The following is a 15994-nucleotide window of genomic DNA, read 5'->3' as shown; positions in this document are numbered from 1 at the left end:
TATGGTTGCCAATAGCAGTGGAGTGAGTTTGGAACGCCTCGCCGTGAAGGTGCTGCTGAAGCTTCAGGCCGAGCCGGGGCAATGGACAGCCCGCAGTTTGGCCCGCGAATTGGGCGAAACCGCCAACCGCGTGAACCGAATCGTGCTGGCGATAGAAGCCGAAAGGGGTGTGGAGCGGGACGGCAAATACGGGAATCTGCGGGTGCTGGGTGCTGGCGCGGTGCGGGCAGACGGCGCTAGGGAAGTCTAAGAGTCAAAGGGTCTGAGGGTCTAAGGTAAAGATCGGGCGGGGTGACGGGGGTCTGGGGCGCGTGTGGCAAAGCTTATGCACCAGCTCAAGCGCCTACTAGTGGACAGCCACAGGCATGTCTGTAGTTATTCTCACGCTGGGTAGTGCCGTCCGAGCTTCTCCCGCGCAGCTGGTGTTGAGAATTGCCAGTTCACGCGCACCGCCCGCGCATTGCGGTCGGTTTCCCAGGCATGTATCTCACGCTCGACGGCCTCTTTGCTGGCCAGACGTTGCCCAAGACACTGACGTTGCAGGGCCGACCATTCGAGTTCGGCCATGTTCAGCCAAGACGCATGTTTTGGCGTGTGTACCCACTCAAATCGACGAGTCAATTGCCGGGCTTCCTCTGCCGGAAGATGTTGATATAACGCCGCTGGGCTGTGTGTCGACAGCTGATCCAGGACGAGTGTGATCTTCTCTGCCTCGGGATAGTGTACCTCCAGGCTCTGGAGTTGCGCTGCGAACTCCGCATTTCCTCGTCGCTCGGTCACCGTGACCGTACGTTGACCCGTCAGGGGTTCGAAGGCCACGAAGAAATTCACCGTGCCGCACCGCTTGTATTCATGATCCACCCGTGCCGGGAATCCCGGCACGGGTGGCAATGGCTCACGGACATGATCAAGCAGCTGGTAGGATTTTTCATCGAAGCAGATGACCGGCCGCGAAGCGTCGTAGGGCTGAGCATACGTGTCCAGCACAGCTTCCATGCGCCAGACGAAGTCCGCGCCTACCTGAGCGACACACCAACTTTGAACTTGCCACGGTTTGAGCGCGTTTTTTTCAGTGTGCGCCGCACCGTCTCGTCACTAATACTGTCCACCACGCCTAAGGTCACCAGACGATCAGCCAAGAGCTGCATCGTCCACTTCTCCCGACCCTCAGGAGTCGAGCAGACTTCGGCAATCAGGATCGCCGTCTGCTGAGGATCCAGTTTCGGGGGCTGCTTAGGACGCTCTTTTTCGTACAGGGCAGCCTGCAGGCCGCCCTCAGCGTACTTCTTGCGAATGGATGCCACAGTCGCAGCATTGACGCCCTGACGCTGGGCCACCTCCTGATCGAGGAGCCCTTGCTCGCTCAGCAACAGCAGACGTGCGCGGGTCATGACCCGCGCACTGTGCACGCCTTTGCGCGTCATGTCCGTCAGCTGTTGCCGCTCATCGTCACTCAGCTTCACAACCCACTGCTTCTGTCGTCCCATTCCTGAGTCTAACCCATGTCATGCCTGTGGCTGTCCACTAGTCGCCCTTCTTAAACCCTTCGACCCTTGACCCTTAGACCAACGCCACCACCGCCCCCCTTCCCCCAGCTCGTCCTCTACAATGCAGCCAAACGCTCGTTAGGCAGACCGCTAGGAAGGCTACGACAGGGAGACATGATGGACGGGGAGACAATGGACACAGCACAGACGACAGACCGCCGGATTCGGGTTCTCATTGCCAAACCCGGCATGGACGGCCATGACCGGGGCGCGAAAGTGGTGGCGCGGGCGCTGCGGGACGCGGGCATGGAAGTGGTGTATACCGGGCTGCGCCAGACCGCCGAAATGATCGTGAACGCCGCCGTGCAGGAAGACGTGGACGCTATCGGCCTCAGTGTGTTGTCGGGCGCACACATGCACTATTTCCGCGAGGTCATGGCCCTGCTGCGCGAGAAGGACGCCACCGACATCATCGTGTTCGGGGGCGGCATCATTCCCGATCAGGATTTGCCCACGCTGAAGGAGTTGGGCGTAGGCCGCGTGTTCACGCCGGGAGCCAGCACCGAGGACGCCGCCACTTACCTGAAAACGGCGGTGGCCGAGCGTTGGCAAGCGCAGGGCGAAGCTTAGATGCTCCAGCTCAGGCCATGAGCGCCACCAGCGTCCACACCACCCGCGCCGATTATTTGCGTTTGGCCCCGCTGTACACGGCTCAGGCGCTCGCTACGGGCGCGACCACCGTCAGCACCGTCCTTGCCAGCCTCGTCATGAGCGGGCTGGGCAGCGAACATCTGGCGGGCCTGCCCAGCACCCTGATCAGTGCGGCGGCAGCGCTCTCGGCAGGCGCGTTCGGGGCGCTGATGCTGCGTTCTGGGCGTCGCCTCGGTCTGGGGCTGGCCTTTGCGCTGGGGGCAGCGGGCGCGGTGGTGGGTTTTGCGGGAGCGCGGGCGGGCGTCGTGCCACTGTTCCTGCTGGGCGCGGTCATGATGGGCGGGGCGCAAGGCGGCTACCAACAGGCCCGCTACGCCGCCGCCGAAAGCGTGCCCGAATCGCGGCGCGGCACGGCTCTGGGTGCCCTGATGCTGATGAGCGTGCTGGGTTCATTCCTGATGACGGGCGCGTCTGGGCTGGTGGAAGGCATCGGCGCAGGGCTGGGCGTGAGTGCCGAAGTGGGCGGCTGGCTGATGGGCGGCCTGCTGCTGGCCGGAGCCGCCGTGCTGATGGTGTTCTGGAAACCGCTGGTGGCTCCAGTGAGTTCTGTTGCGGCGGCTGCCGTGCGCCTGCCCCTCCGCGCCGCGATGTCTACGCCGGGCGTGCGTTCTACAGCGCTGGCCGTCGCCACAGCACAGGGCGTGATGGTCACCCTCATGAGCTTGACGCCGCTGCGGGCGCACCATGAGGGCATGGATCACACCGGAATCGCCGTGCTGATTTCGGGCCACATTCTGGGCATGTTCGGCTTCGGCTGGCTGACTGGGCCGCTCATCGACCGCTTTGGGCTGCGGCTGGGCTACATCGGCGGCTCGGTGCTGCTGGTGGCGGCGGCGCTCACGGCTCCTCTGGCGGGTTCGGCGTGGCTGGGGGCCAGCATGTTCCTGCTCGGCCTCGGCTGGAATCTGGCATTTGTCAGCGGCTCCAAAGCCCTGACCCGTTTTCCCGCCGTGCAGGGCGTCACCGATGGGCTGGGTTACGTCGCGGCGGGCACAGGAACGCTGCTGGGCGGCTTCGTCATTGCCCGTGCAGGTTTTCCGGCCCTTGCCTATGCCTGCGCGGTGCTGGCCCTCCTGCCGCTGGTGAGTGCGTGGCGGGTACGGCGGTAACAATGGACGAACAACCCAAGCAGCAGGGCCGCACTCCCCTAAAGGTTTGCGGCCCTGCTGTTGTTCCCACTTACTTCTTAGGCAAGCTCTTTTGGCGGAACGGGAGAGATTCGAACTCTCGAACAGGTTGCCCCGTTACACACTTTCCAGGCGTGCTCCTTCAACCACTCGGACACCGTTCCAGCGCACGCCAATCTAGCGGAGGCGCGGCCAAAAATCAAATGCAGCGTAAGGTGGCTGGCGGGGACAAACAGCTTAAGCGTGTGCTAGACGTGTTCGGGCGCTTTTTCGGTGGCGGTGGGGGTGACGGCCTGCGCGGGCTGAGGCACTGCGCTTTGGGGCGTAACTTCCTTCGCCATGACCACACCGGGCGTCACGGCAGAGGCAACGATGGTCTGCACAGGCGCGGGGGCCACCGATTGGGCAGGGTCACGCATACTGCCTTCAAACTCTTCTTTCAGGCCAGCGGTGCCTTTGCGGAATTCGCGGATGCCTGCGCCTAGGCTTTTGCCCAGTTCGGGCAGCTTGCGGGGGCCAAACACCAGCAGGGCGATCAGTAAAATAACGAGGATTTCTCCGGGGCCGATATTGGGCATACTAGGTACCTCCAAGGCGGGGATAAGGCGGGTAGACGGCGTCGCGCCCCTATCTTACGCCGCACCTCGCCCTCTTAAACGCGGCATGGGTGATAATTTGCCCGCCATTTCAGAGGTTAAGGGGGCAGTGTCAGAGAGATGTCTGAGTGGCAGAGTCCGGATACCTGTCCCGCCGCTCGCCAGCCCTTAGGCTAGAGGCATGGCCGACCCCAGCCTCAACGTCCTGACCGCTATGATTACGCCCGCTGTGCTGATCAGCGGCGCGGGAACCCTGCTGATGAGCACCAGCGCCCGCCTAGGCCGCAGCACTGACCGAGTGCGGGCGCTTACAGCCCGCTTCAAGTTTCTGGTGAGCGAGGAAGGGCAACGGGAGCCGCTGGCCCGCGACGAAAAACGCATGATCATCGAGCAATTGCCGCGCCTGACCCGCCGCACGCGCTATATCCAGCGGTCTATGCAGGCATTTTATCTGGCCGTCACGCTGCTCGTGTGTACCAGCATCCTCATCGGCGCAGGCAGCCTCGGCAAGTTCGACACTGGTCTGGTGCCCATCCTGCTCGCCATTTTGGGCGCAGGCGGGCTGGCCTACGGGGCGCTGCTGCTCAGCTATGAAGCCACTCTGAGTGCCATCACCACCCGGCAGGAAATGCGCTTTTTGGAGAAACTGGGGGCACATTACGCTGGGCTGTACGACGAGGCGGCAGAATTGAAGGCCGAGGGACGGGGGGCAGAAGTCGAAGGGTCGAGGGTCTAAGGGTCAAGGAGAAGATTAGAACGTTGGCTAGCGCTTTTTGCCCTCGCCCCCAGCCAGAGAATGAGCGCCAGCGATTGCCTGCGCCTTTCCTTAGACCCTTCGACCACCCCCCCCAGAACGCCCACCACTCAACATCCCCAAACCAAAAAAGCCCCCACCCGTCTCCGAGTGGGGGTCTTCTCTCCTAACCTAAATGTTGAGGCTTTAGCCGTTGAAGCTGATGGTCGGCGTGCTGGTGGGGCGAGTGTCGTCGTAACGCTGGGTTCCGGTGACGGCGTCGGGGCTGACGCTGCCTTCGCCGTATTTTTCCAGCGTGCGCTCGTCGGCCACCTGCATTTCGCGCACGGTACGGAGGCCCGTTCCGGCGGGAATCAGTTTGCCCAAGATCACGTTTTCCTTCAGGCCGATCAGTTCGTCGACCTGACCCTTCATGGAGGCTTCGGTGAGGACGTGGGTGGTGTGCTGGAAGCTGGCGGCGCTGAGCCACGACTTGGTGGTCAGGCTGCTCTTGGTGATGCCGAGCAGCACGGGCTTCCACGAGCTGGGGGTCTGGCCTTCGGTGAGGGCGTCGTTGGCCTGATCGACTTCCCAACGCTCCACAGTTTGGCCTTCGAGCAGTTCGGTAGAACCGCCGTCGATGACTTCGACCCAGCGCAGCATTTGCCGCACGATGATTTCGATGTGCTTGTCGTGCACCTTCACGCCCTGAGAGCGGTACACGCGCTGCACTTCTTCCACGAGGTAGTGCTGCGCCGCGCCGCTGTCTTTGTAGAGCAGCAAGTCGTGGGGGTTGACTGCGCCGCGAGTCATGGCCTGTCCGGCTTCCACGCGGTCGCCGTCCTTCACGATCAGGCGCAGAGTCTTGGGCACTTTGGTCGCGGTCTTGGCCGAGTACTGGTCGTCGTCGGCTTCGATCTTGATCATGTAGCGCTCTTCTTCTTCCTCGATCCGCACCAAGCCGTCACGGTCGGCCACAACCGCCTGCGTCTTGGGCTTGCGGGCCTCGAACAACTCAATCACGCGGGGCAGACCCATCGTGATGTCGCCGCCGCCTGCCACGCCGCCGGTGTGGAAGGTACGCATCGTCAGCTGGGTGCCGGGTTCGCCGATAGACTCTGCGGCCACCACGCCCACAGCTTCGCCCATGCTCACGGGCTTGGCCTGAGACAAATCGTAGCCGTAGCACTTCTGGCACACGCCAGCTTTCACGCGGCAGTTCAGAGGAGTACGGACATACACGCTTTCCAGAGCGCGGGCCTGCTTGGCGATCAGCTTCACGTCTTCGAGGTTCAGCATTTCGCCGGAAGGCACCACGCGGCCATCTTCGAGGGTCACATCGGCGGTCAGGGTGCGGCCATAGATGCTGGTTTCGATTTCGCTGGCCTTGCGCGAACGCCATTCGCCGGTGCGGTCATCGGTGGCCCCGAGGAAGATTTCGGTGTAATCCGTGCTTCCGCAGTCCACGTCACGTACCACGACTTCGTGGGCCACATCGACCAGTTTGCGGGTCAGGTAACCGGAATCGGCGGTACGCAGCGCGGTATCGGCCCCGCCCTTACGGGCACCGTGCGTGCTGATGAAGTACTCGGCCACCGTCAGACCCTCACGGAAGCTGGCCTTGATCGGCACTTCGATGGTGCTGCCGTCCGGGCGGGCCATCAAGCCGCGCATGCCTGCCAACTGACGAATCTGCTGGGGATTCCCACGCGCACCCGACTGGCTCATGATCCAGAGGGGATTGAAGGGGTAGTTCTGCGAGAAGTTTTCGAACACCGCGTTCTTCACTTCGTCGGTGGTGTCGTTCCAGAGCTGCACGACCTGCTTGTAGCGCTCCTCGTGGGTCATAAAGCCGAACTCGTAGTTCTGCTCGATTTCCTTGAGTTTCAGGTCGGCGGCGGCCAGCAGCGCGGGCTTGCTGGGCGGCAGCACGATGTCGTCGATGCCGATGGTGATGCCCGAAGTCGTGGACAGCTTGAAGCCGCTGTCTTTCAGACCGTCGAGCAGGCCCGCCGTCGCTTCGATGCCGAGGTGCTTGAAGCAGGCCATGACCATGTCTTTCAGGGCGTCTTTTTCGTAGGTGGTATCCAGATCCACCAGCGTATCGACGAGGCTGGCCTGATTGCCCAGAGCCTCCTGCACTATCCGGCGGAAGCTGACGCGGCCCGCGCTGGTTTCGTACATCTTGCCGTTCAGGCGAATCAGGACGTGATCCTGATTGTCGATGGTGCCGCGCTCGACGGCCATGATGGCTTCATCAGGGCTGGAGAACACGTAGCGCAGGCGTCCGGGGCTGGTTTCCTTGCCGCGCAGCATCACGGGGCTGTTCAGGCTCAGAATGCCGCTGTCGAAGGCCGCCAGCACGTCTTGCTCGCTGCCGTACTCGGTGCCCGCGCCGGGAATATCGCGGCGAAGCTGGGTCAGCGTGAAAATACCGAGGATGATGTCGCGGCTGGGCTTCACGTTCGGCTCGCCGTTGGCGGGCGAGAGCAGGTTGTGCGAGCTGAGCATCTGAATGCGGGCTTCGGCCTGCGCCTGTGCGCTCAGGGGGACGTGAATCGCCATCTGATCGCCGTCGAAATCGGCGTTGAAGGCTTCACAGACGAGCGGGTGCAGTTGGATGGACTGGCCTTCCACCAACACAGGCTCGAAGGCCTGAATGCCGAGGCGGTGAAGCGTCGGCGCACGGTTAAGCAGCACGACCTTATCTTCAATCACTTCTTCGAGGGCGTCCCACACGCTGTCGCGGGTGTCGCGGTAGCGCTCCAGCATCTTGCGGGCCTGCTTGATGTTGGTCACTTCGCCCTTCTCTTCCAGCACCTTAAACAAGAAGGGCTTGAAGAGTTCGAGGGCCATGCGCTTGGGCACACCGCACTGGTGCAGGCGGAGTTGCGGGCCGACCACGATGACCGAACGGCCCGAGTAGTCCACGCGCTTGCCCAAGAGGTTCTGACGGAAGCGTCCCTGCTTGCCGCCGAGCAGATCGGTCAGCGAGCGCAGGCTGCGGTCAGAGCCAGGGTTGGTCACGGGGCTGCCGCGCCGTCCGTTGTCGATCAGGGCGTCTACGGCTTCCTGAAGCATCCGCTTTTCGTTGCGGATGATCATGTCGGGTGCGCCCTGTCCGATCAGCTTCTTGAGGCGGTTGTTGCGGTTGATCAGGCGGCGGTAGAGGTCGTTCAGGTCGGACGTAGCAAAGCGTCCACCGTCGACTTGCACCATCGGGCGCAGGTCTGGCGGCATCACCGGAACCGTGTTCAGGATCATCCACGAGGGGTGGTTGCCGCTGCGCTTAAAGGCACGGGTGACTTCCAACCGTTTACGGGCCTTGGCACGCTTGTGACGGCTCGAATCCTTCATCATCTCGCCGAGTTCGGCTTCCAGAATGTCGAGGTCGAGTTCGTCCAGCAGTTCCTTCACGGCTTCCGCGCCCATCTTGGCTTCGAAATCGTAGGACTCGATCACGCGGACTTGCTTGCGAACGAGATCGATTTCGATGCGGCCCGAAATCTCGGAGCGCAGGTTGCCGCTGTCGGCCAGCTCGTCGCCGGGTTCCACGCGGTCACCGATGACCACCAGGGGTTCATCGTTGTAGGGGTAGACCTTGGCTTTGCTGACGATCACACTGGCGGGCGCGTGCAGGGTGATGACCCCGGCGGCCTCGGCTATGATCTCTTCTTCCTTGTCAATCGCGCCGACGACTTTCTGGCCCTTCTTGACTTCGCTGCCGTCGCCGACCAGCACGTGCATGGTGGGGTTGATCGGGTACTCGGCGCGGCGCATCCAGTGGGCCGTGACCGTCACGTCGCCCTTCTTCTTGGGGAAGGTGACGGCGCTCAGGCGGCTGTCGCGGCTGACGCGCAGGCGGCTTCCGGCGCTGGCATCGGCCAACGTGGCACCTGCTTCTACAATCTCACCCTGCGCGACCTGCACGTTCATGCCGTGAGGCAGGTACACACGGGCCAACACTTCGCCCAGCGGCGCGGCGGCCACTTCTTCTTCCTCGTCCTCACTGGGTTCGGGGGCGTCCACGCTGGCGCGGATGTCCACCATGACCGAATCTTCACCGAGGTCGTGCAGGAAGGCGGTGCCGTCTACAGGAGCCGTGATGGTGATGTCGGCTTCCAGTTCGGCCAGAATTTCTCCGGCGCGGAAGGCGTCTTGCTCTACCAACACGTCGGCGGGCAGGGGCAAGGAGGCTTCGACTTCTTCGCTGTACGCGATTTCGGCGCGGCGAGGGAAGCGGTACTGGGCGAGGCCGTCCATCTTGGCGACCACGTTGCCGCCTAGAATCTGTCCGCGCGTCACGTACTCGCCGTCACGGATGACGGCTTCTTGTCCGCCGGGAATGGCGTAGGTTTCCTGACGGCCAAAGCGCAGTTCGCGGTATTCGTCGTCGGTCAGCAGTTCGCCGCGCTTCAGGGGCCGCCCGTCTTTCTGGGCGTTCAGGGGCTGGGTCACGAGGAAAGAGCTGAAGTACAACACTTTCTCCAACTGTCCGGCGCTCAGGTCAAGCAGGGTGCCAATCTTGCTGGGCGTGTCCTTCACGTACCAGATGTGCGCGGCGGGTGTCGCCAGATCGATGTGGCCCATGCGGTAGCGGCGCACCTTGCTGGACGTCACTTCTACACCGCAACGCTCGCAGACTTTGCCTTCGTAACGCTGGCGCTTGTATTTCCCGCAGGCGCACTCGTAATCCTTGATCGGCCCAAAGATTCGCTCGTCGAACAGACCTTCGCGTTCGGGCTTGAGGGTGCGGTAGTTGATGGTTTCGGGCTTTTCGACTTCGCCAAAGCTCCATTCCCGAATCTTCGCGGGGCTGGCGATGGCAATGCGTACCTTGCTGAAATCTTTCAAAGCAGTAGCTCCTGTGGTGGGAGGCGTGGTGGTGTGGCTTGTTCGGCTGGGGCGCGGTCTGAGGGTCTGGTCTCTAAAGTGGTGGGGCGATAGGGATTGTGGGTGAACCCCCCCGTTGCTCCGCAACGCCCCCCCTTAAAGGGGGAGGACAAACCCGTTGTCGTTTTGCCGTTCTTAGACCCTCGATCCTTAGACGCTCTGTCCGCTCAGCGCTTGGGCATCATGCCTTCAAAGATGTCCACGTTCTTGTCGTAGGAGTCGAGCACTTCGACGTCCAGACCGAGCGAGTGGAGTTCTTTGACCAGCACTTTGAAGGATTCGGGAATGGTGCTGCCCGACACTTCTTCGCCCTTCACGATGCTCTGGTAGGCGGCGTCGCGTCCGTCGATGTCGTCGGACTTGATGGTCAGCATTTCCTGAAGGGTGTGCGCCGCGCCGTAAGCTTCCAGCGCCCACACTTCCATTTCCCCGAAGCGCTGTCCGCCGAACTGCGCCTTGCCGCCCAGTGGTTGCTGGGTAATCAGGCTGTAAGGGCCAGTGGAGCGGGCGTGCAACTTGTCTTCCACCATGTGGTACAGCTTCATCACGTACATGGTGCCGACCACGACCGGGCCGCTGATCGCTTCGCCGCTGCGTCCGTCATACAGCACGCTCTTGCCGGTGCGGGCCAGTTGCATCTGTGCGCCGTCGTAATCGCCGTTGGGCGAGTTGATGACGCCGGTTTTGCCCGCACGATCCAGCACTTTCTGCTCGCGGGAATCGAGTTCGAAGCCCTCATCCTTGCGAACCTGCAGGCGTTCGGCGGCGGCCACTTCCAGCATTTCCTTGATGGTCGCTTCGGTCACCGAGTCGAATACGGGCGTTTCGAACTTCTGGCCGGTCAGACGGGCCACTTCACCGAGGTGGGTTTCCAGAATCTGGCCGAGGTTCATGCGCGAGGGCACGCCCAGCGGGTTGAACACCAGATCGACGGGGGTGCCGTCTTCAAGGTAGGGCATGTCTTCGGGGGGCAGAATCTTGGAGACCACACCCTTGTTGCCGTGACGGTTGGCCACCTTGTCGCCCACCTGCAACTGACGTTTCTGGGCCACGTACACGCGCACCATCTCGCGCACGCCCGGCTTCAGGTCGACGCCTTCGTCGCCCCGGCGGAAGCGCACGGTCTTGACGACGATGCCGCCCTGACCGGACTGCACGCGCAACGAGGTGTCTTTCACTTCACGCGCTTTTTCACCGAAGATGGAGCGCAGGAGGCGTTCTTCGGGGGTAGGCTCGGATTCACCCTTGAAGGAGGTCTTGCCCACCAGAATGTCGCCGGGTTTGACTTCGGCACCCACGCGCACGATGCCGTCTTCGTCGAGGTCGCGCAGGGCAGCCTCAGACAATCCCGGAATGTCGCGGGTGATCTTCTCTGGCCCCAGCTTGGTATCGCGGGCTTCGATTTCGTCTTTCTCGATGTGAACCGAGGTGTAGAAATCCTTGCGAATGAGGCCCTCGTTGATGCAGATGGCGTCTTCGAAGTTGAAGCCGTCGAAGGGCATGATGGCGATGGTGATGTTCTGGCCCAGCGCGAGGCGGCCCAAATCGGAGGCGGGGCCGTCAGCGATGACCTGTCCGGCCTTCACTTCGTCGCCCGTGTCTACGATGGGGTGCTGATCGAGGTTGGTGCCTTGGTTGGAGCGGGTAAAGCGCACGAGTTCGAAGGTACGGACGTTGCCCTTGACCATTCCGGCTTCGGCAGAGTCCTCGCTGAGCGTGACCTGAATCACGCGGGCGTCCACGTAGCTCACGCGGCCCGTCACGTCGCTGACCACGCTGGTTCCGGAGTCGGTGACCACGCGGGTTTCCACGCCTGTGCCCACGGCGGGGCTGTCGGCACGCACCAGCGGCACGGCCTGAGACTGCATGTTCGATCCCATGAGGGCGCGGTTGGCGTCATCGTGCTCTAGGAACGGAATAAGCGAGGTGTTGATGGACACGATCTGCTTGGGCGAAACGTCCATGAAATCGACGTCTTCATGCTCGTAGTAGGTCGGGTCGCCTTTCTTACGCGCCAGCACACGCTCTTCTGCAAAGGTGCCGTCGGTATTCAGCGCGGTGTTGGCCTGCGCGATCACGTAGCGGTCTTCGATGTCGGCTGTCATGTAGATCACTTCGTCGCTGACGACGCCGTGATTCACCTTGCGGTAAGGAGCCTGAATAAAGCCGAGGCTGTTCACTTTGGCGTAGCTGGACAGCGAGGAGATCAGACCGATGTTCGCGCCTTCCGGCGTTTCGATGGGGCAGATGCGCCCGTAGTGCGTGCGGTGAACGTCGCGGACGTCGAAGCCTGCGCGTTCACGGGTCAACCCGCCTGGCCCCAGTGCGGAGATTCGGCGCTTGTGGCGCAAATCGGACAGCGGGTTGGTCTGATCCTTAAACTGGCTCAGCTGGCTGCGTCCAAAGAACTCGCGCATGGCGGCCACGATGGGACGGTTGTTGACCAGCTTGGTGGGAGTCGCGGCGTCGGGGTTGCCGAGCAGCATCCGCTCGCGCACACCACGCGCCATGCGGCCCATGCCCACGCGCAGTTGGTCGGCCAGCAGTTCGCCCACCGTCCGCACCCGGCGGTTGCCGAGGTGATCGATGTCGTCTTCGGCCACAGGCACTTCCAGCGCGCCTTCTTCGATCTTGACGGTCTCTAGGCCCTGCTGAAGCGCCAGCAGATAACGGATGGTGTCTACCAGCCCAGCGTCGCTGAACTTGCCGTCCACGAAGGTCAGCAAGGTGCGCTCGGGACGGTTGACGCCCAGCTTGGTGTTCATCTTGAAGCGGCCCGGCTCGCCCAAATCGTAGCGGCGGGGGTCGGCCAAGAGGCCGTAGAGGTACTGAATCGCCTTGTCGCGCTTCGGTGGATCGCCGGGACGCAGCACGGTAAACAGGCGCAGCATGGCCTCGTCGGCCCCCATGCCCGCGCTCTTGTCTTCGGGCAGTTCCAAGTTGGGGTCAAATTCGGTAAACAGCGCCTTCAGGCTGGCGTCGTCGTAGCCCAGCACCCGCAGCAGCATGGCAACGGGGAATTTGCGCTTGTTGACCTTCATTTCCAGCACGCCGCCGTTGGATTCGAGTTCGATCCAGGGGCCGCGCTTGGGCATCGGAATGATCGCGCCCGTGTACATCTTCTTGATGCCCTTGTAGGAGCTGGTGAAGTACACGCCGGGGCTGCGGTGAATCTGCGAAATGACCACGCGGTCTGCGCCGTTGATGACGAACGAGCCGTCGGCGGTCATCAGGGGCAGGTCGCCGAGGAAGACTTGGTCTTCTTTGATCAGGCCGCTGTCTTTGTGGATCAGTTGCAGCTTGGCGTACATCGGGGCCTGATAGGTCAAATCTTTTTCGCGGCACTCTTCGGGCGTGTAGGGCACGTCTCCGAGGCGGTATTCCAAGAAATCGAGAACGAGGCCCGTGCTGCGGCCTTTTTCGGTTTCGTCGATGGGGAACACTTCGCGGAACGCACTTTGCAGGCCCACGTTGTCGCGGGCGTCCGGTGCGCGGTCTGCTTGCAGGAACGCCTCAAAAGAGTTCCTCTGCACTTCGGTGAGATCAGGAAGCGGGATCACTTCGGTGATTTCACCAAAGCGTTCGATGCGGGGCTTCTTACCAATAAAACTCATGCACACCTCGCGGGGCACCCTGATGAACCTTTGCCGTGTTCCGGGGCAGAGAACAGCGCAAACGGGACAGCAACCCTCTGCTTAAACTCGCTGCGGTTGCGTCCCAAACGATCAAATGAGTTGTGAAGTCCAGCCGGTTGCTGCCGTGCTGATTGGCACATCACTCCCGTCCAACCCATCATGGTCGGCCACAGAAGAATATAGGCTATTCAAAAGCGGCTGTCAAGGGGAGGGGTTGGGAAGAAGCTGGTCTAAGGATCTAAGAACCGCTCTCGATTCTGCTCAGAGCTTCTGCCCCCTCCCACTTTCAGACCAGCCTCATTTCAAGACAAGTGACTCACCCACCTTCTGTACAGTGGGGGCATGAATGTCGGTTCCATCTTCAACCAAGCGCCGTGGCTGTTTACCCTGTTCTACGCGCTCAATATCCTGTTTCTGATCCATGCCATCGCCACCCGGCGCGGCGTGATCTGGATAGCCGTCTTGGGGTTCAGCCTGTTCGTCGGTGGATTTTTGGGGCCACTGATCTACTTTTTCTTGGAGTTTTTGCCGACGTTGCGTGGCAGTCGGCGGGCGGCTACCAACGTGCTGCAAAGCGGCCTAGAGGCCATCAAGCCGCTGGATACCCGCATTCGGGAGGCGCAGGAAGAACTTGCAGAAAGCGATACGCTGGCCCACCGCGCCGATTTGGCCGGGTTGCTGGCCCGTGCAGGCCGCAACGACGAAGCGCAGGCTACGCTCAATCCGCTGCTGGCGGGCATCTATGCCGATGATCCGGTGGTGCTGCTGACCAGCGCCGAATTGGATTTGGCACGCGGCAACCCCGCCGACGCCGAAGCCCGCCTGACCCGCGTAGACCTCCGAACCAGTGCCGCCACCCGCACGCGCACGCTGACGTTGCTGGCCCAAGCGCAGGAGAAACAAGGCAAAGTGGCCGAAGCCGATGCCACCTACCAACAGGCCATGACCGCCGCCACCACCGAGGAACCCCGCGCCCGCTACGCCGCTTTTTTGGTCACTCAAGGCCGCCGCGAGGAAGCCGCGCAAGTGCTGGAAGCCCTCGCCAAAACAGAACGCCGCGCCACCAATCTGTATAAGCGTCAGGAGCGCGAGTGGTTTGCCTTGGCTGCCGAGTTGCGGCGGAACTTGAAGTAGATTCTCGCTTCCCCAATAGCAAAATCCCCCGGCCTTTCAGCTGGGGGATCAACATTTAAAATGTCAGAGGGTGTTTGGGATTACCAGCGGTCGTCGCGGCGAGGACGATCGCTGAACGCAGGTGCGGGGGCAGCCTTCGTCACTACGATGTTCTTGGCCTGGGGGCCTTTGCCGCGCTGGCCCTCTTCGACTTCAAATTCCACTTCGTCGCCTTCGTTCAGCTTTTTAAAGCCGCTGCTCTGGATGGCGCTGAAGTGCGCGAACACGTCGGGGCTGCCGGGTGTTTCGATGAAGCCAAAGCCTTTCTCTGCGTTAAACCATTTCACTTTACCTGTAGCCATCTGATACTCTCCTTGCTGCTTCCAGCATTCTCAACCCAGCGGTGTCGGGCGTGCCAAGAGCTTTTCCTGACCTGCCGTCTCAAAAGACCCACCGGAGTAGAACCCGTGAAGAATAGTGTGCCTTCCGGTCACAAAAAGTAGCGTAGGCTACATTGATCAGCATCGCGCCGAAGGGCGTCAGAATTGGGCGGCACAGAGAAAAGTCATAGGGCAAAATAGGAACCCCCAACCACTTGGGCTGGGGGCTGCACTCCCGGTGATGCTCTTAAAACTGATACTGCTAGAGCTAGTTTAGAAGATTACTTGAGTTCGACGCGTGCGCCAGCTGCTTCGAGCTGGGCCTTGATCTTCTCAGCTTCTTCCTTGGGCAGGCCTTCCTTCAGTGCGCCGCCCTTCTCGCTCATGTCCTTCGCTTCCTTCAGGCCGAGGCCCGTGATGGCGCGGATTTCCTTAATGACGTTGATCTTGCTGGAACCGGCGTCGATTAGGATGACGTCGAATTCGGTCTTCTCTTCAACGACGGCGACGGGGCCAGTGGCGGGGCCAGAAGCCACAGCTGCGGTAACGCCCCAAGTTTCCTTCAGGCCGTCGATCAGGTCAGCGAGTTCCATGATGGTGAGGGTGCCCAGTTGGTCGATAAGTGCCTGTTTGTCGTATGCCATGATGTCTTCCTCCGAATATTGGTTTTGGTGGTGCTTGTTAAGCGGGTGCAGAAGCTGGGGTCAAGACGCGCCGGAGCGGTCTTAGACGCTGGCTTCGGGCGCGCTGTCGTCTGCTGGGGCGCTGGCTTCGGCAACAACTGCATCTGCACTGCTGTCCGCAGGAGCGCCCTCTTCGAGCTTGGCTTTGTAAGCTTCCAGAATTCCGACGAAGCTCGACAGGTGGCTGGACAGCACACCCACGAACTCGGACTGAAGGCTCTGCTTGCTGCCGAGGCTGGCAAGGCGCTCGATGACTTTCACATCGACGCGGTTGCCTTCCACGAGGCCGCCTTTCATGGCGGGAATGCCTTTGTCGTTGGCTTTGGCGGCGTCGCTGAGGGTCTTGGCGACGCCAGCGGGGTCTTCATGGGCCAGAACGAGGGCACTGGGGCCTTTCAGGGCGTCGGCAAAGTCACGGCCACCATCCTGAAGGGCGATGTTGATCAGGGTGTTCTTGGCAACGATGAGCTGCCCACCCTTTTCGCGGATGTCTTTACGCAGTTTGCTCAGTTGCCCTGCGGTCAGGCCTTGGTAATCGACGACGTAAAACGTGTCGACGCCCGAAAGGCTGCCCCGAAGGCTGCTGAGGTTCTGCTGGTTTTTTTCGTTCGCCACGCGGTGAACCTCCTTTGTGTC

Annotated in this window: 12 protein-coding genes and 1 tRNA gene; 5 read left to right on the top strand and 8 right to left on the bottom strand. The window is 61.7% G+C overall.

Features of this window, described 5'->3' with window-relative positions; translation table 11 throughout:
• The first annotated feature begins 1 nt into the window (after position 1).
• Positions 2 to 250: a hypothetical protein gene (locus SU48_RS03585; protein WP_064014063.1), complete on the top strand. Its 249-nt coding sequence runs from the start codon at positions 2 to 4 to the stop codon at positions 248 to 250.
• Between the two features lie 131 nt (positions 251 to 381).
• Here SU48_RS03585 and SU48_RS13890 read toward each other — a convergent pair.
• Positions 382 to 1487 (bottom strand): IS630 family transposase gene (locus SU48_RS13890; protein WP_157451070.1). Its coding sequence is split into 2 segments (ribosomal slippage): positions 382 to 1073 and positions 1073 to 1487, totalling 1107 coding nucleotides; the frame shifts between segments, so codons are not numbered across the junction.
• Between the two features lie 192 nt (positions 1488 to 1679).
• Between SU48_RS13890 and SU48_RS03570 the strand changes: the two genes are divergently transcribed.
• Together SU48_RS03570 and SU48_RS03565 are read left to right on the top strand one after the other, a co-directional pair.
• On the top strand, positions 1680 to 2117 hold the full coding sequence (locus SU48_RS03570) for a cobalamin B12-binding domain-containing protein (protein ID WP_064014061.1): 438 nt from the start codon (positions 1680 to 1682) through the stop codon (positions 2115 to 2117).
• Positions 2118 to 2134: 17 nt separating this feature from the next.
• Positions 2135 to 3307: an MFS transporter gene (locus SU48_RS03565; RefSeq protein WP_064014060.1), complete on the top strand. Its 1173-nt coding sequence runs from the start codon at positions 2135 to 2137 to the stop codon at positions 3305 to 3307.
• 92 nt (positions 3308 to 3399) lie between these two features.
• On the opposite strand, the gene SU48_RS03560 is transcribed toward SU48_RS03565, so the two are convergent.
• A tRNA-Ser gene (locus SU48_RS03560) sits at positions 3400 to 3489 on the bottom strand.
• An 84-nt stretch (positions 3490 to 3573) separates the two neighbouring features.
• On the bottom strand, positions 3574 to 3903 hold the full coding sequence (gene tatA / locus SU48_RS03555) for a twin-arginine translocase TatA/TatE family subunit (RefSeq protein WP_064014059.1): 330 nt from the start codon (positions 3901 to 3903) through the stop codon (positions 3574 to 3576).
• Between the two features lie 199 nt (positions 3904 to 4102).
• On the opposite strand from tatA, the gene SU48_RS03550 reads away from it, so the two are divergent.
• Positions 4103 to 4657 (top strand): DUF2721 domain-containing protein, encoded by a 555-nt coding sequence (locus tag SU48_RS03550; RefSeq protein ID WP_064014058.1) that lies wholly within the window; start codon positions 4103 to 4105, stop codon positions 4655 to 4657.
• A gap of 204 nt (positions 4658 to 4861) precedes the next feature.
• On the opposite strand, the gene rpoC is transcribed toward SU48_RS03550, so the two are convergent.
• Positions 4862 to 9508, bottom strand: a complete 4647-nt coding sequence (rpoC, locus tag SU48_RS03545) for a DNA-directed RNA polymerase subunit beta' (protein WP_064014057.1) — start codon at positions 9506 to 9508, stop codon at positions 4862 to 4864.
• Between the two features lie 206 nt (positions 9509 to 9714).
• Positions 9715 to 13161: a DNA-directed RNA polymerase subunit beta gene (gene rpoB / locus SU48_RS03540; protein WP_064014056.1), complete on the bottom strand. Its 3447-nt coding sequence runs from the start codon at positions 13159 to 13161 to the stop codon at positions 9715 to 9717.
• A 363-nt stretch (positions 13162 to 13524) separates the two neighbouring features.
• Between rpoB and SU48_RS03535 the strand changes: the two genes are divergently transcribed.
• Positions 13525 to 14316 (top strand): tetratricopeptide repeat protein, encoded by a 792-nt coding sequence (locus SU48_RS03535; protein ID WP_064014055.1) that lies wholly within the window; start codon positions 13525 to 13527, stop codon positions 14314 to 14316.
• 80 nt (positions 14317 to 14396) lie between these two features.
• Here the strand turns inward: SU48_RS03535 and SU48_RS03530 are convergent, their stop codons facing one another.
• The 3 genes from SU48_RS03530 to rplJ form a co-directional block, all read right to left on the bottom strand.
• Entirely contained in the window at positions 14397 to 14657 is a 261-nt protein-coding gene (locus tag SU48_RS03530; protein ID WP_019012057.1) for a cold-shock protein, read from the bottom strand.
• Positions 14658 to 14956: 299 nt separating this feature from the next.
• On the bottom strand, positions 14957 to 15319 hold the full coding sequence (gene rplL / locus SU48_RS03525; RefSeq protein WP_064014054.1) for a 50S ribosomal protein L7/L12: 363 nt from the start codon (positions 15317 to 15319) through the stop codon (positions 14957 to 14959).
• A gap of 81 nt (positions 15320 to 15400) precedes the next feature.
• The gene (rplJ, locus tag SU48_RS03520) at positions 15401 to 15973 is read right to left on the bottom strand and encodes a 50S ribosomal protein L10 (RefSeq protein ID WP_231881664.1); all 573 of its coding nucleotides are present in this window, start codon (positions 15971 to 15973) and stop codon (positions 15401 to 15403) included.
• Positions 15974 to 15994 lie beyond the last annotated feature (21 nt).

Origin of the sequence: Deinococcus puniceus, assembly GCF_001644565.1 — a bacterium.
GTDB classification, from domain to species: Bacteria; Deinococcota; Deinococci; order Deinococcales; family Deinococcaceae; genus Deinococcus; species Deinococcus puniceus.
This window is presented reverse-complemented; position numbering and strand designations above follow the sequence as displayed.